Raw genomic sequence first — 20,790 nt, forward strand, 5'->3', positions numbered from 1 at the left:
GGAAACATATGAGTATCAAGGAATGGCCGGCGGGAGAGCGTCCCCGCGAAAAATTGCTGCTGCAGGGGGCGGTGGGTCTGTCCGATGCCGAATTGCTTGCCATCTTCCTGCGCACCGGCGTCAACGGCCTGAGCGCCGTGGATCTGGCCCGGCAATTATTGCGGGAGTTTGGTTCACTGCGGGCCCTGCTCGGTGCAGATCAGCAGGCTTTTTGCGCCGCCCATGGCCTGGGGCCGGCAAAATATGCCCAATTGCAGGCGGTGCTGGAGATGAGTAAACGTCATCTGGCCGAGCAGCTGCAACGGGGGGATGCGCTCACCTCGCCCCAGCTGACCCGGGACTATTTGCAGGCCCAGCTGCGGGACAGGCCGCGGGAAGTGTTTGCGTTGCTGCTGCTCGACAATCAGCATAGGGTGATCAAGTTTGTCGAACTTTTCTACGGCACCCTGGATTCGGCGAGCGTCTGGCCCAGAGAAATCGTGCAGATAGCACTCAAACATAATGCAGCGGCCGTGATTCTGGCGCATAATCACCCGTCTGGCGTGGCCGAGCCCAGCAGGGCCGACCGTCAGATCACAGATCGTATCATGGCCGCCTTGGCCCTGATCGATATCAGAGTGCTGGATCACTTGGTGATCGGTGACGGCATCACGGTTTCTTTTGCAGAGCGTGGTTGGTTATAACCGGGCTCTGGCTCTGTATTAGTTGATCTTTGATCACGGATGCTGTATAAAATGCCGCCTTCTGTTTGCCCCGCAATCGAAGGCCAGCGGGGCAGATATTTGCTCGAGCAATGAAGTAAGATTTGGAGAGACTGACATGTCTAGAGTATGCCAAGTAACCGGCAAGCGCCCGGCAGTTGGTAACAACCGTTCGCACGCTAACAACGCTACCAAGCGTCGTTTCCTGCCGAACCTGCACACTCACCGTTTTTGGGTTGAGGGTGAAAAACGCTTCGTGAGCCTGCGCGTATCCGCAAAAGGCATGCGTATCATCGACAAGCGCGGCGTTGAAGTGGTTCTGGCTGAACTGCGTGCCAGCGGCGTTAAGGTATAAGGAATTAGATCATGGCTAAAGGTATTCGCGATAAAATTCGTCTGAACTCCAGCGCCGGTACTGGTCACTTCTATACCACTACCAAGAACAAGCGCACCATGCCCGAAAAAATGGAGATCAAGAAATTTGATCCCGTTATTCGTCAGCATGTGATCTACAAAGAAGGCAAAATCAAGTAACCACTTGAATTTGTCTCAAAAACCCGGCTTCGTGCCGGGTTTTTTTATGGCTCAAATTCAGTACACTGCCGACTCGAACGGAGGCTTGTCATGGTAAAACTGAGCCGTAAAGGCTGGAACAACGTCATCATCATAGCGGTATTGGTGGTGATAGTGCTGCTGCATCGCCTTGAGCAGGCCCAACAAGCGAACAGCGCCCAGCGTTTGCATGGCTTGTTGCCGGAGGGCGCCGTGGTGCTGACTTGGCAAGGACCGAGCTGGACCCTGGAGCGAATGGGGCAAGGCTGGCGCACTGTGCCGGATCTGGGGCTAGACAACGCAGCTCTGAGCCGCCAAGTTGAGCAGTGGCAAGGCTGGCAGTTGTTGCCGAGTGAACCGCTGCGTGGTACCCCGGTCGAGTTCAGACTCTGGCTGGCCGGGCAGGGGGAGCCTCTGAGCCTGGCGCTTTATCAGGATAATGGCCGTTATGCCGTTCGCCTGGGCCAGGATCGCTGGCTGACGCTTAGCACAGAGCAGTATCGCGCCCTGCTCAAACCCACACCCTGAGTCTGCGAGGATAAGATGCCCGAGTTACCCGAAGTTGAAGTCAGCCGCCAGGGCATCTCCCCCTGGCTTACCGGCATCGAAGTGACCCGCGTGGTGGTGCGCGATGGTCGTCTGCGCTGGCCCATTCCGGGTGAGATCCAGGAACTGGTCAATCTCACTATCCGCAGGGTCAGTCGCCGCGCCAAATACCTGCTGCTGGAGACTGACTTTGGCACCGCCATCCTGCATCTGGGGATGTCCGGCAGCCTGCGGGTGCTCAACATCGGCACCCCGGCCGAGAAACACGACCATGTGGATATCGAGCTGGCCAATGGCAAGCTGTTGCGCCTCAACGACCCACGCCGTTTCGGGGCGCTGCTGTGGACCCGCGAGCCCGCCGAGGCCCATGCCCTGCTCGCCAAGCTGGGCCCGGAACCGCTCACCGAGGCCTTCAATGCCGAGTATCTGCAGGGCCGGGCCAAGGGGCGCAGCATAGCGATCAAGACCTTCCTGATGGATAACCATGTGGTGGTCGGTGTTGGCAACATCTACGCCAATGAGGCGTTGTTTGCCGCTGGTATTAACCCCAAGCGGGCGGCAGGCGAGGTGAGTGGCGAGCGGTTGGGGACCCTGGTGGCCGAGATCAAGCGAGTATTGGCCGAGGCGATCCACCAGGGTGGTACCACCCTCAAGGATTTCACCAGTGCCGATGGCAAGCCAGGCTATTTCGTGCAGCAGTTGCAGGTCTATGGCCGGGGCGGCCAGCCTTGCTATCAATGCCAGTTGCCGCTGACCGAGATCCGTATCGGCCAGCGTACCACGGTGTTTTGCAGCCACTGCCAATACTGACAAGAGACTTATTTGGGTAAGTTGTAAGCAAGTGTTGCCAGCCGATTGCAGTGAGCGCTCGTCACTCCTAGGATCGCCCCCCATTCAGGCGGCAGGAGCAGGATATGACGAGCAACTCGTTCGGTTGGGAGCAACTCTCCCGTCAACCCCATTATGGCGCACTCGCCATGGCGCGTTACCTCTACCCGGATGGAGGCAGTCGCTTGTTCTTCAAGCGTGGCAAGTTTGTGCTGCGCAGTCTGCTCTATCGCAGGTCCATGGCCCAGGTATTCGAACTGTTTTGCAGCGACCAGCTCAAGGCGCTGCCAATTCAGTACCCCGAACTGCTCGACAAGCCGCTGCGTCCCTATCGCTTTGCCCGATCCAATGCCCGCCAGCGGGCCGCCATGCTGGTCGAACACTACCGCTTGTTGCAACATTACTATCCCGAGCTGATTGCCCCCCTCTATCTGGCTGAGGGAATTGAGCTGGGTCTTTATCCCCAGAGTGGCTACCGCATCGTATTGCGTCACGATGGTACCTTCAGGCGCGAGGCCGAGTTGGTGGTTTCCATTATTGATGAGCAGGGGCAGCGACTCTATAGCTGCGCCTTCTCTTTTGCCGGACAACCCGACGCCCTGCGTCTGGTGATTGGCTCGGTGCAGGGCCCCGAACCCGGGGTTGCCCAGGCACAGGAGAGGGTGCGCGACTTGACCAAGGAGGGTCATGGTCTGAGGCCCAAGTCACTGGTGGTGATACTGGTGCTCGGGTTGGCCGAGGCAATGGGGGCTGTGCGAGTCGATGCGGTGCGTAAGCGAGCCCATGTGTTTCAGGCCAAACGCTACAGCAGCAAGCAGAAGGCAAACTTGCAGGCGGACTATGACGAGCTGTGGCAGGAGTTTGGGGCGCAGGAGCTGGATGATAACTTCGTTAGCCTGATGCCGGTCGGGCGCAAGCCATTGGAAGAGATAGCCTCGAAGAAGCGGGCCATGTATCGGCGCCGCTATGAGTGGCTCGATACCCTGGCGTTATCCAGTCGGGTGCGGTTTAACCGGGCCAAATGAAAAAGAGCAGGCCAAGGCCTGCTCTTTTTCGATGAGTCTTGGTTTGATGCGCCCGTGGTTCATGGCTTGGCGAGTTTGGCGGCGATCGCCAGACAGACTCTGGGATCGACAAATTGGTGAATGTCACCGCCGTGCAGGGCGACTTCTTTCACCAGGCTGGAGGAGATGAAGGAGTTCTCCTCGGCCGGGGTCAGAAAGACGCTCTCCAGCTCGGGCATTAGCCGCCGATTCATGTTGGCTAGCTGGAATTCGTATTCGAAGTCGGAAACAGCACGCAAGCCACGGATCAGCACATTGGCATGTTGCTCCCGGGCAAAATTGACCAGCAAGCCGGAGAAACCGACCACAGTGACGTTGCCCAGATGAGACGTGACCTCGCGGGCGAGAGCGACCCGCTCGGCCAGATCGAACAGTGGTCGCTTGCTGGGACTGTTGGCCACGCCGACCACGACCTCGTCAAACAGCTGGGCGGCACGACCTACCAGATCGGTGTGGCCATTGGTGATGGGATCAAAAGTCCCCGGATAGATAACCCTGGTGCTCATGTATTGGCGTCCTGCAACCGGAAAATTGGTCGCATTATAAGGTCGTCGCTTGAGAATAGCAGTGCATCAGGCAAGAATACCCCCATCGCGCATTCAGCCTCCCCCTCTTGATGGTGGGGAGCAAAGGGATCTCTTATGAAACGCATTCTGGTCGTTCGCAATGACAAGATTGGTGACTTCATGCTGGCCTGGCCAAGTTTCGCCATGCTCAAGCACTCCATGAATTGCCATGTGACTGCCCTGGTTCCAGGCTACACGGCGCCGCTGGCCCGGCTTTGCCCCTGGATTGACGAGGTGATCCTGGATCCGGGCGCTCACGCCGACAAGGAGCAACAACGTGCCCTGCTGGCACGTGTCAAGGCGGCCGCCTTCGATGCCTCCATCTGCCTCTTTTCCAATACCCGTAACGCCAAGTTGGTGTGGAAAGCCCATATCCCTTATCGGCTGGCACCGGCGACCAAGCTGGCCCAGGTGCTCTACAACCAGCGGCTGGTGCAACGCCGCTCCCGCTCCCAGAAGCCGGAGTATGAGTACAATCTCGACTTGATCCGTCACTTCCTGACCGATCAACAGGCGACAGTGATTGAGCCACAAGCGCCTTATCTGAGCTTCGATAGCCAATCTCTTGCCGAGGTACGTACCCAGACGGCGCACAAGCTTGGTCTCGATGAGACACGCCCCTGGTTGATGGTTCATGCCGGCAGTGGTGGCTCGGCCAATAACCTCTCCATCGAGCAGTACGCCCGGCTCATCATCAAACTCAACCAGGGTTGTCCCGAGCTGCAGTGTGTACTGACCGCGGGTCCGGGGGAGGAGAGTAAGGCGGAGCAGTTGGCGGCCGAATTGCTGGCCCATGGCGGCAATGGCTGGATCTATCGCTCGGATGAAGGCTTGCCAAAGTTTTGCCAAGTGCTGGCCAATGCCGCTCTGTTCATGGCCGGTAGCACGGGCCCCCTGCACATAGCGGCGGCCCTGGATGTGCCGACTGTGGGCTTCTTCCCGGCCCATCGCTCTGCCACGCCGCTGCGCTGGCGCCCGCTCAACCAGGAGGGACGCCACCTGGCCTTCAGCCCGCCGGAGGACAGTGACCATCCGGAGGACATGAGTCAGCTCGATCCCAAGACCATGGCCAGTGCCATTGCCCAATGGGGCAAGCCGCTCTGGCAGGCGAGCTGACCGGTGACACAAATGATTCAGGGCCCATTATGGGCCCTGATGATAACGTGTTGGTCAAGCGCGTCGCGTTAGACGACCGGGTTTTCCCAATCTTTCTTGGGCGGCTGCAGGCGCTGCTGGCAGAAGTAGGCCTGACGGATCAGCTTGGAGGCCATGGTAATGCCGAGCATGATGAGGCCGCGTTTGCCATCGAGGAAGGCGCGCTGCCGAATGCCGTGACGCCATAGCACATCGACGATGCACCAGGCGAAGTCATACCAGCGGCCTCCTTTCATTTCCCGGCCGACGGCGCGTTCGGCGTAGCGCTGGGCACGCATCACGGCATCTTTGATGTCGGCATAGGAGTCATGGCGGCAGATGCCCTTGAGCTTGCCGACCTTGCCATCAGTGACCAGTTTGTCGTGATAGAGGTCCATCTTGCCCTCCATTCGCCACTGATCGCTGCGCACCAGGCGCAGGCGCCATTCCGGTTGATACATGTGATGCAGCCAGCCGCCGAGGAACCAGATCTTGCGCTGGAACTCCCAGGCACTGATGCTGGGGTCATCTTCTTGCAGCACTCGCTCCATGTCGCTTCTCAGCTCCGGTTCGAGGGATTCGTCAGAATCAAGCAGCAGTATCCACTTGGCCGGGGCGCACTGTTCCATGGCGAAGACTTTCTGCTTGAGCGGACCTGGCCAGGGGCGTTCGATGACGATGCAACCGCGCTCGGCCGCGTACTCGCGGGTGCCATCGGTGGAGCCCGAGTCGACAATCACGATACGCTGTGCCAGCCCTTGCACGCTGTCCAGCACCATAGGCAGGCAGCGCATGCTGTTAAAGGTGGTCAGGGCCACCGCCAGGGTGACAGCTTCTTGTTGTTCCATGGAAATAACCGGCAAAGGGAGGTGAGCCCCATTCTATCCTGATTCAAGTTTGGTGGGCAAAGTTTGACTTGCCGCAGGGGGTCACGGAAAATCCCCGGATATGATTTGCTCGCTAACCGTGAGTTGTGCAGATTTATGGCTGTTACGATTAATTTATTGGCAGCCAGGATGAATATTCACCCAGACTAGGGTGTTACTCACCCCTACAGTACTCACCCGTCAGCTAGCATCGCTGGGTGTTGGTCATGGCGGGCGGGTCGACCGGCAACCCACTCGGTTACCGATGTTATTTCTTGATGAGATGATGCATGAACTCCAAGCGTTTCGTATTCGTGATTGAAGATTTGTATGGTGGCGGCGCGCAGAAGTCTCTCATCAATACGGCGGAAGGGCTGCGCCAGCGCGGCCATCAGGTGACTGTCTTCATATTGCGTGACCTGATCGAGCATCGTCTTCCTCCCGGCCTCGAGGTGATCAACTTGGCGCTGGTCAATGGTGTCACCAAGGCCATCTCCAATGTGCTGCTGGAAAAAGGGCAGGCCTGGTTCATCGCCCGAGCCATTCGTCGCCTGGATCCCCATGTGGTGCTCTCCTGCTCCTGCGACAAGATCACTCGCCATATCAGGCACCCCAACCTCTGGTTCTGGGTGAAGAGCAACATGCTCGCTTCCCGCTATACCCCCCAGAGCAAAGCGAAGGCAAAGGCCAAGTTGCAGCGTTTCTACAATGGTCGCAAGGTGATTGGTTGCTCCCAGGGGGTGGTAGATGGCTTGTTGCAGGATGCCGAGCTCAAACCTGAGCGGATCCTGGCCATCTACAACCCCTATGAGCGAGATGGCTTCGTGCGCATGGCTGCCGAACCCGCCGAGGTACCAAGGGGGGAATACTTGATCAACGTAGGCACCTTTGAGCATCGCAAGCGTCATGATCGGCTGTTGCGTGCCTATAAAGCCAGTGGCGTCAGCACTCCTTTGCTGCTGCTGGGCAAGGGCAAGCCGGAGGAGGAAGCACGATTGCGTACGCTCATTCGTGAGCTGGATCTTGAGGCGCAGGTGATCCTGCCCGGCTATCAGACCAATCCCTACCCTTATATCAAGCAGGCCAAGGCGTTGATCCTGACCTCGGATGGTGAAGGCTTGCCAAGGGTGTTGATCGAATCGCTCTTCCTCGGCACTCCCATAGTGAGTGTCGATTGTCCGTCAGGTCCGAAAGAGATCTTGACCGGTGAGCTGGCTGCCTTCTTGGTGCCACTGCAGGATGAAGCCGCGCTGGCCGATGCCATCGCCCGGATGGATGCCTCTCCTGTGACTATTACTGCCGACTATTACCAGGCTTTCCTCGCCGAGAGCGTGTTACCGCAGTTCGAGGCCCTGTCACTAGCAGAACGAGCACCATAAATTGAATAACAACATAATAAAAAACATGGATGTGCGCTGGAGCGGTGTCGCTGGAGCAGGAATAACGCCCTATTTGAGGATGCTGGGGGTAGCCTGCCTGCTGCTGTATGCCCTCTGCCGTATCTGGTTTGGTGGCGTCGGCAAGGCGATGGAGGCAGGCTTTCTTGCCATGACGTTGCTGCTGATGCTGACTTCCCACAGACGCATGGGGCTGGACATCTACTTCAAGTTTGTGTGGCTGGCGTTGTTGGTGCAGCTGATCCCTTGGCTATTGGGCCTGCTGGAACCGACCGTCATCACCAGCTCGAACCCTCATCTCGATCGGTTGACTAAGATCTTCTTCTTCTTCGCCACCGCCGTGCTGCTGGCCGGCAGATTGCGCAATGTCTTCTGGCTGTGGGGCATCGCCGCCTTGGGACTGCTGGCCACTGTGCTAGGGTCGCCTGCCGACTGGACCACTTGGCAACAAGGCTTGTCAGGGCTGCGAGTCGATTTTGGCATCCGCAACGCCCAGCATATTGCCATGTACTTCGGTACCCTGATGCTGGGTTGCCTCTGCTTTAGCCAGCGTTGGTTATCGGTGGGGCCACAGCGCTGGTGGCGGCTGCCACTCTGGTCAGGGGTTCTTTGTGTGGCGGTATTGGGGATTATGGTGACCCAGACCCGTGCCATTTTTATTGCGATTTTTGCGGCCCTGCTGCTGGCCTTGGTATTCTGGGTCTGGCTCAAGCGTCCACGCTGGTGGCTGCTCGGCCTCCTGATCGCAGGTACTACGCTGCTGTTCTTCACCTTGGGTCAGCGTGGTCTCGCCCATGTTGAGCAGCGATATCAGCAAGAAGCGCCTGTCATCCAGCAACTGCTGCACGGCGACTGGGACAATATTCCCTACACCAGCGTCGGAATACGTGCCAACACCTGGAAGGTTGCCGCCAACAAGATAGCTGAGCGCCCCTGGTTTGGTTGGGGATCCCAGGCTCGCAGCCGGGTAATCAGCCATTCCGCCGTGCTGCCCGACTGGGTCAAACAGCAGTTTGGTCATCTGCACAACTATTTCCTTGAAATTCAGCTCAGCTATGGGTTGGCTGGCTCCTTCATGCTGCTTGCCCTGGCCATTGTCATCGGTCGTGACTGTTGGCTTGCGTGGCGGGCGAAGCTGATGCCGACCGATGTGTTGGTGTTTGGCTTCTGCTTCTTTGTCTTCTGGATCATTGTGAACAACTTTGAGTCCTACATGTCGTTTGGTACCGGCACTTTCGTGTTCAACATCATTCTCGGCGGTCTGATCACCCTCTGCTGGCGCCGCCGCTACCCGCAAGGGTGGGCGGACAGGGCCCTATGAGACGCATCCTCATCATATTGCGTCGCTTGCAAGCCGGGGGGATAGAGCAGGCCACTATTACCCTGGCTAACGCCATGGCAGCCCAGGGCCATGAAGTGCATGTCTGGGTACTGCGTGGCGATGCCAGACTGACACCGGACCCTGCTGTGCATCTGCATGCGGGCGGCGACATCGAGCGGGAAGCCCGGCGTGGCTTGCTGGGGTCGAGTTGCGATCTGCTGGGACGGGGCCTGCTTAAACACCTGGTGCCAGGCTCAGGTTTTGTGTGGACCGGCTGGCGCACCAGTGCCTTGGCCAAGGCGCGGATCGCCGAGTGGGAGTCGCAGTATGGTGCTTTCGATCAGATCCTGATCCGGGGCCAGGGGGCATTCGAGTTGCTGTGGGATTTGCATGACCCACGCTGCTGGCAACTGGTCGAGGGACCTTCTTCCAAGTTGCGCCACTATCGATTCGGCGGTTGGCTCGCCGCCAAGCTGTTCCAGGACAAGCAGGTGATCTGCGTTTCCCAGGGGATCGCCGAGGTGCTGCAGCAGATGCTGTCACACTTCTCGGTCCGGCCGACCCGCCAGACGGTGATCCACAATGGTGTCCCCCTGGCACGGGTACGTCAGCTGGCGCAGCTTGCCCAAGATCCCCCCATTACGGTGCCCTTCCTGGTTCACGTGGCGCGTCTGGTGCCGGTGAAGGATCAGACTCTGCTGCTGCGGGCGTTCAAACGGGCGGAACTCGACTGCAAGCTGGTGATTATCGGGGAGGGCAGCGAACGGACCGTGCTGGAGCGGCTGATACAGACGCTGGAACTGGATGAGCGAGTGATACTGCTCGGTCATCAAGCCAATCCCTATCCCTGGGTGGCAGGGGCTGAAGCTTTCATACTCAGCTCCAGAACCGAGGGGCTAGGGTTGGTGCTTATTGAAGCCCTGGCCTGCGGCACTCAGGCCGTCGCTACCGATGTGCCGGGTGGCATTCGCGAGGTGCTGATCGAAGAGCAGACCCGCTTGTTGGCCGCTCATGATGAGGCCGCACTGGCCGCCAAGATGCGTGAAGCGCTGGCTGACCCTGTCCAGATCCTGCCCCACTGGGTTGACCGATTCGACGATGGCGAGATAGCCCGCCGTTTCCTCGCCCTCATTGAGGATTAAATCATGACGATCCTGGATCACAGTTACCCCCTGGCCCCAAGCTGGGTTTCCCCCGTCAATGTGCTACCTGATGGTCGGTTGGAGGCCGTCGTCCCTGGCGAACTCGCCAATCACACCCTGTTGCTGGAATTTGGCTACGAAGCGACTCACAAACGTCGCCAGGGGTGCATCGGCATCGTTGGAGAAGGGGTGAGTCAGGAGCAGTTCTTCGAGGCAAATCAGCGTGGCCGACGCTTCCTCAATCTGACTGGCTTGACCCGCCTGGACGAAATACAACTGCGGGGCCGGGATTGTCGCTGGCAAGCAGAGGCCCGCCTGCTGGCCTTCGCCAACCCGGCGCTGGAAGATGGCCCCCTGCTCATCCTCTCTCCCCATCCGGACGATGCCGAGCTGGCCGCTTTTGGTCTCTACAGTGACCATGCCGAGCGCAGCTGGATAGTGACCCTGAGTGCGGGGGAGAAGCTCAACCGACTGGATCGCCAGTACATTCCTGGCCTTGACCGCGATTTGCCGAGCGCCTCGGCACGCAAGGGGGCGATCCGAGCCTGGAACAGTGTGACTACGCCGCTGCTGGCCGGAGTCAGTGCCGCTCGCCTGTTCTGTCTGGGTTACTTCAATGACAGCCTGGCCAGGCTGGTGGCCGAACCGGACAGCCTGGTCGCCCATGCCCAGTTGCCAGAGCTGACGCCGGCGCCGTTTCGACGCTGGAATCCCCAGTCGTTGCCGGGGGACGAGCAGGCAGCCAACAGTGGCCGGTTGCTGGTGGCGGATCTCGCGGCGCTGCTGGCGCGGGTAAGGCCGAGCAGCGTCTTGGTGACCCACCCCGAGGTAGATCCCCATGGGGATCATGTCGCCACCGCCCAGGCGCTGGCGCTGGCAATCCAGCAGAGCGGGTACTGCCCTGCCCGGGTGCTGCTCTATGCGAATCACCTGCGCCGGGTCCATGATTTCCCTTATGGCCCCGAGCATGCGGGCACCACCTTGCCCCCTTGGCACAGCGAACACTCCAGGCTGGGGTCTTGGCACTGTTACAGCCACCCTCTGTCGTTGGCGCGGCAGAAGGAGAAAGTGGTTGCCATGGAGACGATGCACGATCTGCATGCCAAAGACAGGCTGGAGAAGCGCCTTAAACGTTGGTGGGGCCGTACCGTCAGACGAGATGGTTATCACCACTATGGCCTGCACAGCTATTTTCAGACTCACATCAAGGCTCATGAGGTGTTCAGCTGGGTATCCGGCGACGACTTCGTGAGCGGCATGTTGCAAGACGCAGGAACAGAACAAGCATGAAGATATTGGTGATCGGCCCCTCCTGGGTCGGCGACATGGTGATGTCCCAGAGCCTCTACAAGGCGATCAAGACCAACCACCCGGATTGTGAGCTGCACGTGATGGCGCCGGCCTGGTGCGGCGCCCTGCTCGAGCGGATGCCCGAGGTGGACAAGGCGGTGCCCATGCCCCTTGGCCACGGTGACTTCAAGTTGGGGGAGCGGCGTCGGCTCGGCAAGCTGCTGGCTGCCGAGAAGTACGATCAGGCCATCATCCAGCCCAACTCCATGAAGTCGGCACTGATCCCCTGGTTCGCCAGGATACCGGTGCGCACCGGCTGGAAGGGGGAGCACCGCTTCGGTCTGCTCAACGACATGCGCAGCAACAAGTCTGCCTTTCCGCTGATGGTGGAAGCCTATCTGGCGCTGGCCTATCCCAAGGCGCAGATGAAGAGTCGGGCCGATATTCCCGCCATTCCCCACCCCTCGCTCAACGTTGACCTGATTAATCAGGGCAAGGCCTTGGAGCGATTGGGGCTCAATGTCGCTCGCCCCGTGCTGGTGCTCTGTCCGGGGGCCGAGTTCGGCCCGGCCAAGCGCTGGCCGGAAGGGCACTACGCCGTGGTGGCGCAGAAGTATCTGGATGAGGGCTGGCAGGTGTGGATCTTCGGCTCCGGCAAGGATGTGCCCGTAGCCAACACCATACGCGAGCGGATCAATCCGCTGTCGCGCCCTAACTGCCACGTGCTGGCGGGCAAGACCAACCTGTATGAGGCGATCGATCTGATGGCGCTGGCCGGGCGGGTCATCTCCAATGACTCCGGCCTGATGCACATAGCCGCCGCCCTCAACCGGCCGTTGATCGGCGTCTATGGCTCTACCTCGCCGCTCTACACGCCGCCGCTGGCGGACAGGGTCGAGATAGTGCACACCGACATCGAGTGCCGCCCCTGTTTCAAGCGCACTTGCAAGTTCGGCCACCTAAAGTGCCTGATCGAGCTGATGCCTGAACAGGTGATAGAGGCGGGCAAGCGCCTGGAGTACAGCGAGTCGCCGGATCGCTTGATCGCATTGCAACCGGTCGATCCGCCGAATTTTGTTGCCAGTGCGAGCAAGCGGTCGGAGCCGAAATAACATGGGCTATCGGCTGCTCTACAACCTGCTGATCCACCTGGGCTTGCCGCTGGCGCTGCTGGCGCTTTACAAACCGAAGAGAGGCAAGCCTGGTTTTGGTGCGCGCTGGGCCGAGCATCTGGGGCGGACGCCGGCCAGTGGGCAGGAGGCGCCGCTCTGGATCCATGCGGTCAGCGTGGGTGAAACCCTGGCCATCAGTCCCTTCATCCGTGCACTCAAGGCCGAGCGGCCGGATTTGCCGATCCTGCTCACCACCACCACCCGCACCGGCGCCGAGCAGGCGGCCAAGCTCGGCGATCTGGTGGTGCATCGCTACGCCCCCCTCGATTACCCCTGGGCGGTGGCCGCTTTTCTCAAGTGCATCCAGCCTCGCGCCCTCTGGGTGATGGAGACAGAGCTGTGGCCGAACTGGCTGGCGGCCTGCGAGGCGCGCCATCTGCCGGTGACCATCATCAATGCCCGTCTCTCGGAACGCTCCTGCCAGCGCTATGCCCGTTTTCAGGGGGCGTTCGATACCCTCAGCCGACCGCTGACCCATCTGCTTTGCCAGCATCAGGACGATGCGGATCGCTTTGCGCGGCTTGGCATAGGTCGGGGGCGGCTGGCGGTGACCGGTTCCATAAAATTCGATATCCAGCTGGGTGACGAGGTGCAGGCCAAGGGACATGCATTGCGCCTTGCCCTGGGCGTAGATCGGCCGGTCTGGATCGCCGCCAGTACCCATCAGGGTGAGGATGAGCAGGTATTGGCGGCGTTTGACCTAGTGCTGCAACGTCACCCCCGGGCCTTGCTGATCCTGGTGCCGCGCCACCCCGAGCGCTTCGATCGGGTGGCCGAGCTGTGCGTTCCTTACGGCTGTGTGCGGCGCACCGGCGGCGACCCGATCCGCGAGACGGACAAGGTCTATCTCGGCGATACCATGGGCGAGTTGCCGCTGATGCTGGCGGCGGCCGATGTGGCCTTCGTCGGCGGCAGTCTGGTGAAGGTCGGCGGTCACAACCTGCTGGAGCCGGCGGCGCTCGGCAAACCCTGCCTGAGCGGCCCCGCCTACTTCAATTTTAGCGATATCACCCGCCAGCTGGTGGCCCAGGGTGGCGCGGCCCTGGTGATGGATGCCGCCGCGCTGGGGGAGCAGGTGAGCGCGCTGCTGGCCGACGAGAGCCGGTGCCGGGAGATGGGCGAGCAGGCCCGCGCCGTGGTGCTGCGCAATCAGGGGGCGCTGGCGCGCACCTTGTCTCACAGCCTCGCCAGCCTGGAGAACGACTGAATCCGGGCAGACGGACATAAAAAACGGAGCGCATGGCGCTCCGTTTTTGTTTGTCGTGCGGGCTGAGGATTAGCGCACTATCAGGCCGAGCAGTATGCCCACCACACCGAAGTCGGCATCGCTGAAGGTGGTGTTGGCAAAGCCGAGATCCCCCAGCACAGGCAGCAGAAACACCGGCAGGAAGGTGATCAGCAGCCCGTTGGCGAAGGCACCAAGCAGGGCACCGCGGCGACCACCGGTAGCGTTGCCGAACACCCCGGCCGCCGCGCCGACGAAGAAGTGCGGTACCACGCCAGGGATGATGACGGTGAGCCCCAGCAGGTAGAGCAACACCATGCCCACCAAACCGGCGGTGAAGCTCGACAGGAAGCCGATCAGCACGGCGTTGGGGGCGTAGGGGAAGACGATGGGGCAGTCGAGCGCAGGTTTGGCGTTCGGGACCAGCTTGTCGGAGATCCCCTTGAAGGCCGGCACGATTTCGGCGATGACCATGCGCACCCCCTGCAAGATCACGTAGACGCCGGCGGCGAAAGTGATGGACTGCATCAGGGAGAACATGAACCAGTGCTTGCCCTTGGCAACGCTGGTGACGAACTCGGGCCCGGCAAAGGCGGAGGTGATGAGGAAGATGATGCCCATGGTGAAGGAGATGGCCACAGGAGTATCGCGCAGGAACAGCAGGCTCTTGGGCACCTGCACCTCTTCACTGCTGTGGGCCTTGTTGCCGAACTTGGCGCCGATCCAGCCGGCCAGCACATAGGAGATGGTGGAGAAGTGGCCGAGAGCCACCTCGTCCGAGCCGGTGATCTGCTTCATGTAGGGGTGAGCGAGGGCCGGGAACAGCACCATGGTCACGCCAACCACCAGGCTGCCGACCGCGATCAGCGGAATGCCGCTCATGCCGCCAGCGGAGAGGATCGCCGCCACCATCATGGACATGAAGAGGGTGTGGTGGCCGGTCAGGAAGATGAATTTCCACGGGGTGAGGCGGGCGATCAGTATGTTCACCAGCATGGCGAAGAACATGATCATCGCCATCTCTTTGCCGAACGACTGCTGGGCGATGGAGACGATGGCTTCATTGTTGGGAACCACGCCCTTGATGCCGAAGGCGTGCTGGAAGATGGTGGCAAAATCGCCCAGCGAGTTCACCACCAGAGTGGCACCGGCCCCCAGGATGACGAAGCCCATTATGGTCTTGACCGTGCCCTTGATGCACTCGGTCACCGGTTTCTTCTGGGCAATCAGGCCGATGAGCGCGATCAGGCCGACCAGCACGGCCGGCTCGGACAGCACGTCAAACATCAGAAAATTGAAAAATTCCATGGTCAGCTCCAATCAGATGGAAGAGGCGGCCCGCAGGCCGCGAAGTCAGGTGGTCAGAGAGCGCCCAGTTCGCGCAGTGCGATGGAGAGTTTCTCTTTCATGGCGGCCTTGTCGACCATGTTGTCCAGGGACACCAGCCGGCCGTTGACCCCCATGCTGATGAGCTGCTCGGCGATGTCGCGGGTAGCCACGAACATCTCGGCGGTTTCGCTGCTGGCGGAGGCGAGATCCCTGTGATCCACTTCGGCAGTGACTGCCAGCTCCTTGAGGATGCTCTTGATGCTCATCTCCATCATCAGGCTGGTGCCCAGGCCGTGTCCGCATACAACCAGAATTTTCATCGTCTCTTCCTTTGTCGGGCGCAGGGCGCCGCTCAGTAACGTGCCAGAATGCGCAAAATGTCGTCTTTGGTGTCGGCCGCCATGATGGCCGCCACGTCCTCTTCGTTCATGAACAGCTCGGCCAGCTGGGCGATGGTCTCCACGTGGGAGTTGCTGTCGCTGGCGGCCAGGGTGATGAGCAGCCGGATCGGGTCATTGCCCTCGGAGCCGAAATTGACCCCGGTTTTCAGCACTGTCAGCCCAAGGCCGAGACGATTGACGCCATCTTCCGGGCGGGCGTGGGGCATGGCCAGACCCGGGCCCAGCACATAGTAGGGGCCGAGCTCCTCGTGGGAGCGAAACAGCGCCGCCACATAGGAGGGCTCTATGGTGCCGTTGGCCAGCAGGGGAGCGGTGGCGAGCTCGATGGCATGACGCCAGTCGCGGGCTCCCGTTTCGATGGAAATGACCTCTTCGGTCAGCAGTTGAGTCAGCATGGCAATGATCCGGCTGGATGAGATGGCGCCAATCTAGCGATCTTGCCCCGCGATAACTGTGAGCCTGATCCCGAAAGTTAGCGCTACCAGATAGCGCTAACATGAAATTGTGATAGCGCTATCATTTATGCCATGAGTGGGATTCATCTTGCCCCGTCACTCGCTCAAAGGGGGTAAAATCCGGTTTGAGCAAATAGTCAGTGCCGCACTTTTGCCTTAAAGTGAGCACCCGTATGTCGAGGAAGGGAAGGGATGTCAGAAGCGAAGAAGCGCCGTAGCACGGGTCGGGTGACCCTCAACGATGTGGCCCAGCTGGCCGGAGTGGGTGCCATGACGGTGTCCCGTGCCCTGCGCACCCCCGAGCTGGTGTCAGACAAGATGCGCGAGCGCATCGACGCCGCCGTGGATGAACTCGGCTACATTCCCAACCGGGCGGCGGGTGCGCTCGCTTCCGCCACCTCCCAGACCATAGTGGTGATAGTGCCCAGCCTGACCGAGCGCGGTTGCGGCGACGTGATCGCCGGGCTGCAGCAGACCCTGCTCGATGAGGGCTACCAGATAATGCTGGGGGATGCCCAGCACCTGAAGCAGCAGGAAGAGAGCCTGCTGACCAGCTTTTTGCAGCATAACCCGGCTGCTGTTGTGCTGTTTGGTGGCGATCCCGGTGAGACCATCCGTGCCCGCCTGAAAGCATCCCGCCTGCCGGTCGTGGAGGTGGGCGCCATGGCGCGCAACCCTGTCGACATGAATGTAGGGGTCTCCAACTTCGATGCCGGTTATCAGCTGACCCGTCATCTCATCGAGCGCGGCTATCGCAACATCGGCTTTCTTTGTGCCCGCCAGGAACAGTGGATGCTGCAACAGCGCATGCAGGGCTGGCAGAAGGCACTGCTGGACAACTACCTCTCCCCCGATGCCATCATCAACACCTCTGAGCTGCCGAGTTTCAGCACCGGGGCCGCCATGCTGGGGGAGTTTTTGTTGCGCTGGCCCGAGCTGGATGCACTGGTGTGCGTCAACGACGAGCTGGCGGCGGGGGTGTTGTTCGAGTGCCAGCGTCGTCACCTGAGCGTGCCTGGCAAGCTCGCCATCGCCGGATTCGACGATCTGGATGTGGCGCGCGCCTGCTATCCGGCGCTCACCTCGGTCCGGATCCCCTATCGCAAAATGGGGCAGGAGGCTGCCGAGCTTATCTTGCGCCAGCTGGCTGGCGAACCTGTCATGGGCGCCGCCCTGACCCTGGATTTTCAACTGCAGAAACGTCAAAGCAGCTGACGGGTGACGCCACCATCTCGACAGGCAACCATGTTCAAGGTACTGCTACTGGGCAATCAAGATGGCAGACCACGGCAACTCTGACCCGGCTGGCTGAGAGTCGGCTGCCGGGCCTAGCTGGCTGAGCGCCAGGTCATGTGCATCGGTACCGCTAGTCTCACCAGCCATGCTGGCGGGCGGTTTCGATCTGCCGACCAGCGTCATGGCCTTCATACTGCGCCATATGCGGTTGCAAGGGGAATATTGCGCTGTGCCCACTGGTGTGCCGCCAATTGGCGTGGTAGCGACTGGCGCGGGATCTGTTCGCCAGCTGCTTCTCATCGGCGGCCACCGAGATCGGGCTGGAGCCGGTGGTGGAAGCTGCCCAAGCCATCACACCAGGCCGGATTGCGGGCCGCACTCTGGTCAAACTTTGATCCTGCCTTGACTGGCGAGCCCCATTTTTCTGGATAGACTTTGAGGGCGGGTGCACTATCCAAGGAGAACGAGCATGGGTGGACACAAGCCGGATTACGAGCTCGACGATGACTGGGAGCCGGAATCCTGGGAAGAGCAGTTGGAGGAGTTGGACGACGACAGTTGGCAGTTTGATGACGACTTAGACGACCAATGAGACCGAGTAGTACAAGTTCAGGCGGGCCAAGGGCCCGCCTGATTTGTTTGGCTATCGCAAAGCGGGCTTGGTGGCGGGACATCTGCTCGTTAGAATGAAAGCCCGAATGACGCTCAAGGATGAAGATGCGCCTATTACTCATACTCTGCGCCAGCCTGCTTGGCGGTTGTGTTTCCAACTCGGATGACCCCTGTGAAAAGCTGTGGGATCAGGTTGGCGAGGCCGATGGCAAGTTGGGGTTTACCGAACAGAGGGTCGAGTTTCATCAGACCCAGTGCGGTATCAAGGTCGATGAAGCACTCTGGGAGCAAGGTCGCAAGAGGGGGCTGGCCTGGTATTGCCGCCCCGAGCATCTCTATCTGGCCGGTCGCTCAGGTGAGGAGTATCGCGGGGTCTGCCCGAATGATGCTCAAGCGCGCAAGCTGTTCGCGCAGGGGCGCCAGGGCTGGACGGATCAGTAAGGCGGCTGTGCGCGGGAGACACACCCTTATCGCAATGGTCTTGTGACGAGGCCAGCGCCTGTGGTCCTACTTCTCCTTGAGGCGCAGCGGTTGACAGAGGTAGCTCTTGTCATTGGCACTGCGGGCGCATTTGCCACAGATAAACTTGGGTTTGCGCACTATCTTGCGCAGGGCCTTGAGATCGAAGGGGATCTCTTGGCGGCGCCATTCACACAGGGTCTTGTTACCCATACGATCCGACCACCTTGGCTGTTGTGTCGCCGTATTCTAATCGATTTGCATTACTAATACAGTGTGCTCGTAGCGGGTCACTGGTAGAGGAATTTGGTGAAGATCAGCTCCTTGACCGCTTTCTTGCCTGTCTCACGGACCAGCAGTTCATTGACTTTGGCCTCGCACTCTTTGCGCAGCTCTTCGCGACTGGCGAGCGACTTGATCTGTTCGGCCGTCTTGCTGCCCATCAGACGTATGATGGCGTCGCGGATTAAGGGATCATGAGTCTCCAGCAATTTGAGGTTCCCGTGGTTTTCAGCCATCAGCTCGACGGTGACCCGCACATAGCCCAGGGTCTTGCCCTCGCTCAGGTAGTTGGTGATGATATCCGGTTCAAGGGGATGGTAGGCAACCCCATCCTGTTGGGCGGCGGCATCGGCGGACTCTTCTGCCCAAGCCGGGCTGGTCAGCAGGGCAAGCAGCAAAATGGCGAACTGGCGAGCGTGTTTCAGTGCATAGGGCATGGTCGGGGACTCAGACTGGTGAGGTGTCCCATTTTTGATGTTGCCTGCTGGGGCGTCAAGCACGGATTTCCTTACATTTTTCGATCGATTTACGGATAATAAACCGGATTTTAACCTGATAACGGAACTCTCTGGATGGTGATGCGGTGAAATCCGAGCTGACTGTTCCCCTCATGCGGATTAGCGACTGGCTGGCTCCAGCCAGTGCCATGCCGCCAGCTGAGCTGGCGCCCTGGTTGTTCGACACCGGGTCCATGACGGCGCGCCTGCGTCGCCATAATGATCACTTCTCCCTGGAGCTGCTCGGTCATCACCAGCAGGCATTGACGCCGGATGAACAGGCTCTGCTCGGTGTCGTAACCGGACTGCGGCGGGAGGTGATCCTGCATGGGGATGGCGGGCCTGCCGTGCTGGGCTGGACCCTGTTCGCCGACGAGGCCCTGGCCGGGGCCGCACTCGACCAGCTGGGTGAGCAACCCCTGGGCGAGCGTATCTTCGGGGCGGCCCCCGCTCCGCGGGATTGCCTGCAGCTGGCCCGCTTCGAGCTGGTCGATGGGATGGGTGAGTCCAGCGCGGTCTGGGGACGGCGCTCACGCCTCTATCTCAATGGCTGGCCTCTGCTGGTGCACGAGGTGTTGTTGCCAGGGCTGGCACGCTCGAGCCAATCATAGCTCCGACCACTGGCGTGATGGAGATACCACCAGTTATTCCATGATCGGAGGCGTCAGTGTCAGCCCTCGGGCTGCTTCTCTCTATCGGCCTTGATCTTCCCGAATTTATACAAGGAGTTGCTGTGATTGTATTGACCAAGGAGCGTGGCCTGGCCTATGCCCAGCTGGCCCGGCTCGACAAGCCGATCGGCACTCTGTTGCTGCTCTGGCCGACCCTGTGGGCGCTCTGGTTGGCGGCAGGCGGCCTGCCCAATCTCGGAACCTTGCTGGTGTTCGTGATCGGGGTCTTCTCCATGCGCTCGGCGGGATGTGTCATCAACGACTACGCAGATCGCAATTTTGATGGCCATGTGAAGCGTACGGCGGGCCGGCCTCTGCCCATGGGGAAGGTGAGCCCAAAAGAGGCGCTGTTGCTGTTTGCCGTGTTGGCGCTACTCTCCTTTGTCCTGGTGCTGACCCAGAATGCACTCACCATAGGTCTGTCGTTTGCCGGTCTGCTGCTGGCTGTCTGCTACCCCTTCATGAAGCGTTTCATCTCCATTCCCCAGCTGGTGCTCGGTCTGGCTTTCTCATGGTCTATTCCCATGGCCTATGCGGCGGCGGCGGATGCCTTGCCGCCGGTGGCCTGGCTCATCTTTCTGGCCAACCTGTTGTGGACCATCGCCTATGACACTCAGTACGCCATGGTCGACAGGGATGATGATCTGCGGCTCGGCATCAAGTCGAGCGCCATCCTGTTTGGCCGCTTCGACAAGTTGATCATCGGATTGCTGCAACTGGCCACCCTGCTGATCTTGCTGGGCGTAGGGCAAATGATGATGCTTGGCGCCAGCTATTACTGGTGCCTGCTCGGCGCCGCCATCCTGTTCGTCTACCAGCAGCGGCTTATTCGCGAACGTGACCGCGAGGCCTGCTTCCAGGCATTCCTCAATAACAACTATGCCGGTGCCTTGGTGTTTGCAGGTCTGGTGTTGCACTACTTGTAGAACCAGGAGAATGGATCTCGATAAAGGCCGCGCTATGCGGCCTTTATCGTATTGGTGTGGAAAGTTGATGCCAGTTCATGGTGGGGCGAATAGAGAAAGGGCCGCATGATGCGGCCCT

25 protein-coding genes are annotated in these 20,790 nt (G+C 60.1%); 18 read left to right on the plus strand and 7 right to left on the minus strand.

What is annotated here, in order from left to right; translation table 11 throughout:
* Positions 1-8 precede the first annotated feature (8 nt).
* The 6 genes from radC (at position 9) to ACSMDR_RS10705 (ending at position 3,652) form a co-directional block, all read left to right on the plus strand.
* Positions 9-683 carry a RadC family protein gene (gene radC, locus ACSMDR_RS10680; protein ID WP_436468261.1) on the plus strand — a complete coding sequence of 225 codons (675 nt, stop codon included), beginning with the start codon at positions 9-11 and terminating at the stop codon, positions 681-683.
* Positions 684-819: 136 nt separating this feature from the next.
* Positions 820-1,056 carry a 50S ribosomal protein L28 gene (rpmB, locus tag ACSMDR_RS10685; RefSeq protein WP_005321271.1) on the plus strand — a complete coding sequence of 79 codons (237 nt, stop codon included), beginning with the start codon at positions 820-822 and terminating at the stop codon, positions 1,054-1,056.
* A gap of 11 nt (positions 1,057-1,067) precedes the next feature.
* A complete protein-coding gene (gene rpmG, locus ACSMDR_RS10690; protein ID WP_005323752.1) occupies positions 1,068-1,235 on the plus strand; it encodes a 50S ribosomal protein L33 in 168 nt (55 codons plus the stop codon).
* A 90-nt stretch (positions 1,236-1,325) separates the two neighbouring features.
* A complete protein-coding gene (locus ACSMDR_RS10695) occupies positions 1,326-1,781 on the plus strand; it encodes a hypothetical protein (RefSeq protein WP_436468262.1) in 456 nt (151 codons plus the stop codon).
* 15 nt (positions 1,782-1,796) lie between these two features.
* Positions 1,797-2,609: a bifunctional DNA-formamidopyrimidine glycosylase/DNA-(apurinic or apyrimidinic site) lyase gene (gene mutM / locus ACSMDR_RS10700; RefSeq protein WP_436468263.1), complete on the plus strand. Its 813-nt coding sequence runs from the start codon at positions 1,797-1,799 to the stop codon at positions 2,607-2,609.
* 167 nt (positions 2,610-2,776) lie between these two features.
* A complete protein-coding gene (locus ACSMDR_RS10705; protein ID WP_436469307.1) occupies positions 2,777-3,652 on the plus strand; it encodes a VirK/YbjX family protein in 876 nt (291 codons plus the stop codon).
* Positions 3,653-3,711: 59 nt separating this feature from the next.
* Here ACSMDR_RS10705 and coaD read toward each other — a convergent pair whose 3' ends face one another.
* Complete coding sequence (gene coaD, locus ACSMDR_RS10710) at positions 3,712-4,197, minus strand: pantetheine-phosphate adenylyltransferase (protein WP_436468264.1); 486 nt, start codon at positions 4,195-4,197, stop codon at positions 3,712-3,714.
* A gap of 135 nt (positions 4,198-4,332) precedes the next feature.
* Here coaD and ACSMDR_RS10715 point away from each other — a divergent pair, with 135 nt between their 5' ends.
* Positions 4,333-5,373 carry a glycosyltransferase family 9 protein gene (locus tag ACSMDR_RS10715; RefSeq protein ID WP_436468265.1) on the plus strand — a complete coding sequence of 347 codons (1,041 nt, stop codon included), beginning with the start codon at positions 4,333-4,335 and terminating at the stop codon, positions 5,371-5,373.
* Between the two features lie 68 nt (positions 5,374-5,441).
* On the opposite strand, the gene ACSMDR_RS10720 is transcribed toward ACSMDR_RS10715, so the two are convergent.
* Complete coding sequence (locus ACSMDR_RS10720; protein ID WP_436468266.1) at positions 5,442-6,239, minus strand: glycosyltransferase family 2 protein; 798 nt, start codon at positions 6,237-6,239, stop codon at positions 5,442-5,444.
* 308 nt (positions 6,240-6,547) lie between these two features.
* Between ACSMDR_RS10720 and ACSMDR_RS10725 the strand changes: the two genes are divergently transcribed.
* Genes ACSMDR_RS10725 through waaA form a run of 6 tightly spaced genes read left to right on the plus strand, consistent with a single transcriptional unit; the run spans position 6,548 to position 13,786 of the window.
* Positions 6,548-7,636: a glycosyltransferase gene (locus tag ACSMDR_RS10725; RefSeq protein WP_005894021.1), complete on the plus strand. Its 1,089-nt coding sequence runs from the start codon at positions 6,548-6,550 to the stop codon at positions 7,634-7,636.
* A 1-nt stretch (position 7,637) separates the two neighbouring features.
* The gene (locus tag ACSMDR_RS10730) at positions 7,638-8,975 is read left to right on the plus strand and encodes an O-antigen ligase family protein (RefSeq protein ID WP_436468267.1); all 1,338 of its coding nucleotides are present in this window, start codon (positions 7,638-7,640) and stop codon (positions 8,973-8,975) included.
* The gene (locus ACSMDR_RS10735) at positions 8,972-10,117 is read left to right on the plus strand and encodes a glycosyltransferase (RefSeq protein ID WP_436468268.1); all 1,146 of its coding nucleotides are present in this window, start codon (positions 8,972-8,974) and stop codon (positions 10,115-10,117) included. Before ACSMDR_RS10730 ends, ACSMDR_RS10735 begins: the two co-directional genes overlap by 4 nt.
* A gap of 3 nt (positions 10,118-10,120) precedes the next feature.
* Positions 10,121-11,407, plus strand: coding sequence for a PIG-L deacetylase family protein (locus tag ACSMDR_RS10740; protein WP_436468269.1), 1,287 nt, complete (start codon positions 10,121-10,123; stop codon positions 11,405-11,407).
* Entirely contained in the window at positions 11,404-12,519 is a 1,116-nt protein-coding gene (waaF, locus tag ACSMDR_RS10745; RefSeq protein WP_436468270.1) for a lipopolysaccharide heptosyltransferase II, read from the plus strand. Before ACSMDR_RS10740 ends, waaF begins: the two co-directional genes overlap by 4 nt.
* Position 12,520: 1 nt before the next feature.
* The gene (gene waaA / locus ACSMDR_RS10750) at positions 12,521-13,786 is read left to right on the plus strand and encodes a lipid IV(A) 3-deoxy-D-manno-octulosonic acid transferase (RefSeq protein ID WP_436468271.1); all 1,266 of its coding nucleotides are present in this window, start codon (positions 12,521-12,523) and stop codon (positions 13,784-13,786) included.
* A 69-nt stretch (positions 13,787-13,855) separates the two neighbouring features.
* On the opposite strand, the gene ulaA is transcribed toward waaA, so the two are convergent.
* The 3 genes from ulaA to ACSMDR_RS10765 are packed head-to-tail and all read right to left on the minus strand — an operon-like array spanning position 13,856 to position 15,929.
* A complete protein-coding gene (ulaA, locus tag ACSMDR_RS10755) occupies positions 13,856-15,112 on the minus strand; it encodes a PTS ascorbate transporter subunit IIC (RefSeq protein WP_005894031.1) in 1,257 nt (418 codons plus the stop codon).
* A gap of 53 nt (positions 15,113-15,165) precedes the next feature.
* A complete protein-coding gene (locus ACSMDR_RS10760; RefSeq protein WP_436468272.1) occupies positions 15,166-15,453 on the minus strand; it encodes a PTS sugar transporter subunit IIB in 288 nt (95 codons plus the stop codon).
* Between the two features lie 32 nt (positions 15,454-15,485).
* Positions 15,486-15,929, minus strand: coding sequence for a PTS sugar transporter subunit IIA (locus ACSMDR_RS10765; RefSeq protein ID WP_005894035.1), 444 nt, complete (start codon positions 15,927-15,929; stop codon positions 15,486-15,488).
* Positions 15,930-16,181: 252 nt separating this feature from the next.
* Here ACSMDR_RS10765 and ACSMDR_RS10770 point away from each other — a divergent pair, with 252 nt between their 5' ends.
* The 3 genes from ACSMDR_RS10770 (at position 16,182) to ACSMDR_RS10780 (ending at position 18,278) form a co-directional block, all read left to right on the plus strand.
* On the plus strand, positions 16,182-17,204 hold the full coding sequence (locus ACSMDR_RS10770; protein WP_436468273.1) for a LacI family DNA-binding transcriptional regulator: 1,023 nt from the start codon (positions 16,182-16,184) through the stop codon (positions 17,202-17,204).
* A 490-nt stretch (positions 17,205-17,694) separates the two neighbouring features.
* Positions 17,695-17,817, plus strand: coding sequence for a hypothetical protein (locus tag ACSMDR_RS10775; protein WP_152435948.1), 123 nt, complete (start codon positions 17,695-17,697; stop codon positions 17,815-17,817).
* Between the two features lie 125 nt (positions 17,818-17,942).
* The gene (locus tag ACSMDR_RS10780) at positions 17,943-18,278 is read left to right on the plus strand and encodes a DUF2799 domain-containing protein (protein WP_005894046.1); all 336 of its coding nucleotides are present in this window, start codon (positions 17,943-17,945) and stop codon (positions 18,276-18,278) included.
* Positions 18,279-18,344: 66 nt separating this feature from the next.
* Here ACSMDR_RS10780 and ACSMDR_RS10785 read toward each other — a convergent pair whose 3' ends face one another.
* Both ACSMDR_RS10785 and ACSMDR_RS10790 read right to left on the minus strand, forming a co-directional pair.
* Entirely contained in the window at positions 18,345-18,509 is a 165-nt protein-coding gene (locus ACSMDR_RS10785; RefSeq protein WP_005894048.1) for a hypothetical protein, read from the minus strand.
* A 77-nt stretch (positions 18,510-18,586) separates the two neighbouring features.
* Positions 18,587-19,015, minus strand: a complete 429-nt coding sequence (locus ACSMDR_RS10790) for a flagellar basal body-associated protein FliL (RefSeq protein ID WP_040318902.1) — start codon at positions 19,013-19,015, stop codon at positions 18,587-18,589.
* Positions 19,016-19,161: 146 nt separating this feature from the next.
* Here ACSMDR_RS10790 and ACSMDR_RS10795 point away from each other — a divergent pair, with 146 nt between their 5' ends.
* Together ACSMDR_RS10795 and ubiA are read left to right on the plus strand one after the other, a co-directional pair.
* A complete protein-coding gene (locus ACSMDR_RS10795) occupies positions 19,162-19,686 on the plus strand; it encodes a chorismate--pyruvate lyase family protein (RefSeq protein ID WP_436468274.1) in 525 nt (174 codons plus the stop codon).
* Positions 19,687-19,808: 122 nt separating this feature from the next.
* A complete protein-coding gene (ubiA, locus tag ACSMDR_RS10800) occupies positions 19,809-20,672 on the plus strand; it encodes a 4-hydroxybenzoate octaprenyltransferase (protein ID WP_436468275.1) in 864 nt (287 codons plus the stop codon).
* Positions 20,673-20,790: the final 118 nt, after the last annotated feature.

Source organism: Aeromonas molluscorum, assembly GCF_051376105.1.
GTDB lineage: Bacteria > Pseudomonadota > Gammaproteobacteria > Enterobacterales > Aeromonadaceae > Aeromonas > Aeromonas molluscorum.

Coding starts and splice junctions, on each gene's coding strand:
- ACSMDR_RS10780 (WP_005894046.1), top strand. CDS start 17,943: ATGCGCCTATTACTCATACTCTGCGCCAGCCTGCTTGGCGGTTGTGTT.
- ACSMDR_RS10720 (WP_436468266.1), bottom strand. CDS start 6,239: ATGGAACAACAAGAAGCTGTCACCCTGGCGGTGGCCCTGACCACCTTT.
- rpmG (WP_005323752.1), top strand. CDS start 1,068: ATGGCTAAAGGTATTCGCGATAAAATTCGTCTGAACTCCAGCGCCGGT.
- coaD (WP_436468264.1), bottom strand. CDS start 4,197: ATGAGCACCAGGGTTATCTATCCGGGGACTTTTGATCCCATCACCAAT.
- ACSMDR_RS10785 (WP_005894048.1), bottom strand. CDS start 18,509: ATGGGTAACAAGACCCTGTGTGAATGGCGCCGCCAAGAGATCCCCTTC.
- ACSMDR_RS10695 (WP_436468262.1), top strand. CDS start 1,326: ATGGTAAAACTGAGCCGTAAAGGCTGGAACAACGTCATCATCATAGCG.
- ACSMDR_RS10715 (WP_436468265.1), top strand. CDS start 4,333: ATGAAACGCATTCTGGTCGTTCGCAATGACAAGATTGGTGACTTCATG.
- ACSMDR_RS10740 (WP_436468269.1), top strand. CDS start 10,121: ATGACGATCCTGGATCACAGTTACCCCCTGGCCCCAAGCTGGGTTTCC.
- ACSMDR_RS10705 (WP_436469307.1), top strand. CDS start 2,777: ATGGCGCGTTACCTCTACCCGGATGGAGGCAGTCGCTTGTTCTTCAAG.
- ACSMDR_RS10760 (WP_436468272.1), bottom strand. CDS start 15,453: ATGAAAATTCTGGTTGTATGCGGACACGGCCTGGGCACCAGCCTGATG.
- rpmB (WP_005321271.1), top strand. CDS start 820: ATGTCTAGAGTATGCCAAGTAACCGGCAAGCGCCCGGCAGTTGGTAAC.
- waaF (WP_436468270.1), top strand. CDS start 11,404: ATGAAGATATTGGTGATCGGCCCCTCCTGGGTCGGCGACATGGTGATG.
- ulaA (WP_005894031.1), bottom strand. CDS start 15,112: ATGGAATTTTTCAATTTTCTGATGTTTGACGTGCTGTCCGAGCCGGCC.
- radC (WP_436468261.1), top strand. CDS start 9: ATGAGTATCAAGGAATGGCCGGCGGGAGAGCGTCCCCGCGAAAAATTG.
- ACSMDR_RS10735 (WP_436468268.1), top strand. CDS start 8,972: ATGAGACGCATCCTCATCATATTGCGTCGCTTGCAAGCCGGGGGGATA.
- ACSMDR_RS10765 (WP_005894035.1), bottom strand. CDS start 15,929: ATGCTGACTCAACTGCTGACCGAAGAGGTCATTTCCATCGAAACGGGA.
- mutM (WP_436468263.1), top strand. CDS start 1,797: ATGCCCGAGTTACCCGAAGTTGAAGTCAGCCGCCAGGGCATCTCCCCC.
- ACSMDR_RS10790 (WP_040318902.1), bottom strand. CDS start 19,015: ATGCCCTATGCACTGAAACACGCTCGCCAGTTCGCCATTTTGCTGCTT.
- ACSMDR_RS10725 (WP_005894021.1), top strand. CDS start 6,548: ATGAACTCCAAGCGTTTCGTATTCGTGATTGAAGATTTGTATGGTGGC.
- ACSMDR_RS10775 (WP_152435948.1), top strand. CDS start 17,695: ATGGGTGGACACAAGCCGGATTACGAGCTCGACGATGACTGGGAGCCG.
- waaA (WP_436468271.1), top strand. CDS start 12,521: ATGGGCTATCGGCTGCTCTACAACCTGCTGATCCACCTGGGCTTGCCG.
- ACSMDR_RS10770 (WP_436468273.1), top strand. CDS start 16,182: ATGTCAGAAGCGAAGAAGCGCCGTAGCACGGGTCGGGTGACCCTCAAC.